Origin of the sequence: Campylobacter sp. B0100352/1 (assembly GCF_020135855.1) — a bacterium.
GTDB classification, from domain to species: domain Bacteria; phylum Campylobacterota; class Campylobacteria; order Campylobacterales; family Campylobacteraceae; genus Campylobacter_D; species Campylobacter_D taeniopygiae.
Genome location: NZ_JACHTP010000078.1, coordinates 1 through 912, shown reverse-complemented (window position 1 = coordinate 912; position 912 = coordinate 1). Strand labels below are relative to the sequence as shown.

General features: G+C 29.8%; 1 pseudogene. It reads left to right on the top strand.

The features are described 5' to 3' along the window. Window positions 1–912 (top strand): annotated as a pseudogene (locus H2279_RS08595) (hypothetical protein); the annotation flags it as partial.

Sequence of the window (912 nt, the reverse complement as noted above, 5' to 3'; positions counted from 1 at the left end):
AGTAAAAGATTATAAAGAAGCTAGTAGATTAGGTTATAAAGGATATGATCTTTTTCACAAAGCTATTAAGAATTTAAGTTATGCTTATGAACAAGGTAAAGATTATAAGGCAGGACTTGTTTTAGCAGAACTTGGATATTCAAAAGATTATTTTATATCCATTGTGAATGAATTATATCAAGATGAAGATAATAAAGCTTTATTGGAAAGTTTAATTCAAGAATTTGCAGATTCTACTTATAGAAGTATAAGAATCTATAATGAGCTTATAGACAAGTATGACTTAGGAGATGCTTATTGGGGTTTATATGCTTATTCCATTATAATAAAATATACAGTATTTGATGGTAGGTTTCATTTTGCTCAGCTTAAAGACAGTAGTAAAAAACTTTATGAAGATGCTTTTAAACATGGAGCTTATGCGGCTTTTGGAGATAAGTCGGGTACTCTAGCCTCTGATTTAATTGCAGGAGAATATCAGCTTTGTTTAGGTATATTAGGTAATAAAAAAGCTTTTTATAATGCGGCCATAGAGCTTAGCAGTGCAGGGTTAAAATCAAGAGGCTTTCAAGCTCTTTGGCTTGGAGTACAATTAGGAGATAAAGATGCTTTAGAAGCTTTATACTATCGTTCAATTGAAATATATGAAAACCCTTTAAAACAACAAATTATCAAAAACTTTGCCAAACATCCTCCCTATGATAAATATGGTATGCTTCCTTTTTTAGATGAATTAATCTCTACAGAATGGATTATAGATCCAAACGAGTATAATTTTATTTATGATATTGATAATAAGGTAATGAAAACATTGTCATATGTAGTTAGTGACGGTAAATTAAAGAATTCTACTCCTGAAAGCAGATGGAAATTTGATCAAGAAATAGATGCTTATAAAAAAGGTTGTGCAAG